Origin of the sequence: Paenibacillus sp. GbtcB18 (assembly GCF_019091125.1) — a bacterium.
GTDB classification, from domain to species: domain Bacteria; phylum Bacillota; class Bacilli; order Paenibacillales; family NBRC-103111; genus Paenibacillus_F; species Paenibacillus_F chitinolyticus.
In genome coordinates, this window is the sequence record NZ_JAGXJX010000043.1 from 1 (window position 1) to 2360 (window position 2360).

A 2360-nucleotide genomic window follows, 5' to 3' on the forward strand; every position below is an offset into this window, starting at 1 on the left:
TTCGACACCATCGCTTCGATAATCGTGATGAAGTGCGTCCCCATCCGTTCAATCGTTTCCCGGTTAAACAGATCCGTGGCATATTGGAGATCCGCCAACAAGCCCTTTTGGTTGTATTGCATCGTCAGGCTCAAGTCAAACTTGCTTGTTTTTGTATCCAATTCTTCCATTTCGAATACGAGAGCGTCCACGTTCACTTTCGTTTTCGGTGTGTTCTGCAGCGCAAACTGAACTTGAACAATCGGCTGGTAGCTTGTGTTTCTTTCCATCTGCAGGGCTTCAACGATTTTCTCGAATGGCACATCCTGATGGTCGAATGCTTCCAGGCTGATTTTCTTAATTTTCGCCAACAATTGTTTGAAACTTGGTGAATCGGACAGATCAGCTCGAATAACCAATGTGTTGACGAAATATCCGATCAGTCCCTCCCATTCCTTCCTGTTTCGTCCCGCGACTGGCGTTCCGATCAAAATATCGTGCTGCTGGGAGTAGCGTCCGAGCAATATGGCATAGGCGACAATCAGAAGCATGAAAAGCGTAACCCCTTCCTCCTGAGCCAGCTTCTCTAATGACTTCGTCAATGCATGCGTCAACCGGAAGGAGTAGACTTCCCCTTTGTACGTCTGGGCCGCCGATCTTGCGTGATCCGTGGAAAGCGATAATAATGGCAGAGCGCCTGCTAGTGTGTTCTTCCAATATCCCAAATGAGACCGATAGACTTCACTCTGCAAATATTCCCTCTGCCAAAGTGAATAATCGACATATTGGTGAACTAGGGGTGGTAATGCGGCTGCTCCGTTCTTACTATAAGATTCATAGAGAGCTGCAATTTCTTTCACGAGCACCCCGAATGACCAGCCATCCGCAACAATGTGGTGCATGACGAACAATAGCTTGTACTCGCTGCCGTTCAACTGCGTTAACAATAGCCTTATCAGCGGCGCTCGCGTCAGATCGAATGGCTTTGCAATCTCTTGTTCCACTAATTGCTCCCACGCAACCTTCCGCTCATCGGATGAGCCGTGCTGCAGTTCAATGAAGGGAATTGCAATTTCACAGTGCAGAGAAACATATTGGCAAGGCGATTCCTCTTCCGCGATAAGAGAAGTTCGCAGCGACTCATGTCTCTTCAGCGTTTCATTCAAACTGTGCTGCAATGCCTGGATATTTAACTTTCCATGAATTGTGATTGCTGTCGCAATATGATAGGCTGCACTATCCGGCTCATATTGCTGAATGACCCAGAGCCTCTGCTGGCCGCTAGACATCGGATAGCGGTTGGTCTCATTCCGCTCGAACACCTGGGCCTCGGGCACATCGTGGGAGTCCGATTTTTTCTGCGCCTGAAGCAGAAGCTTTAACTTCTCAAGCGGCAGCTGCATCAATCGTTGTTCCGTATTAGCCATGCGTCTCACCCGGATCTTCAATACCGGCAGCCAGCAATTGCTCTACTGCTTCCTCTGATAACCCTTCAATATCATCAAGCATGGCAATATTAATCTGACTCATGAGCAGCCTGACGATGACTTCGCTTAACTCCGCAATTGTCGGTGCTTCGAACAGTGCACGCAATGAGATGTCCGTCTGGTACAATTCCCGCAATCGTGAGATCAACTGGGTTCCCAGCAAAGAATGGCCGCCCAGATCAATGAAGAAATTATCATGCACTCCTACGGATTCCAAACCTAGCAGGTCGCTCCAGACATCCGCCAACACTTGCTCCATTTCGTTGCGTGGTTCTACGTAAGTCACCTTCGTTTTCGGCCGTTCTCTCTTCACTTCGCCTAGCTTGCCGGTCTCGGACTGTTCATTGGCAAGGTCGTGTATCGCCGTCCACTGTTCCAACCGTGTATAGAAATCTCCCGTTGAAACGATGACTTGTGCGATACCCTTGTAGGATAGGAAGCGTTGAAAAATCTCTTCCCCTTCTTCAGGAACGATGAAGTAATTACTTAATGTGGCGCCAATACCATAGCTCTCAAAAATCTCCTCGTGATTATGCCAGGCTTCCCAGTTGATGCATAGTGCCTCAAAATTCCGCTTGCTTTGCTGGGCATTCTTGCGTGTATAGACGTCCAGGAAAGCATTCGAAGACGCGTACGCTACATGCGCCAAGCCCCCCAGCATCGGTGACAAAGAAGACGTCATGATACAAAAATCTAAGGTCTGATTGGCGAATGCTTGCTCTAGCGCATAGATACCGTATACCTTAGGTACAAAGTGCCAGTTCGCTTCCCGTTTCCGCGTTTCGGAAATGGTCGTCTGTGCATCGCTATCCGGCCGGCCCGCCGCATGAATGACGCCGTGTATCGCGCCGAACACCGCGATCGCCTTATCCACCGCTTGCTTCATCTGATCCG

Annotated in this window: 2 protein-coding genes; both read right to left on the reverse strand. The window is 49.2% G+C overall.

The window, feature by feature from the left end; genetic code table 11:
- Positions 1-1406, reverse strand: a 1406-nt coding sequence (locus KVT34_RS29315; RefSeq protein ID WP_254635230.1) for a condensation domain-containing protein, incomplete at its 3' end; no start/stop codon positions are given.
- On the reverse strand, positions 1399-2360 hold a 962-nt coding region (locus KVT34_RS29320), incomplete at its 5' end, for a KR domain-containing protein (protein ID WP_217563196.1). The genes KVT34_RS29315 and KVT34_RS29320, both read right to left, overlap by 8 nt.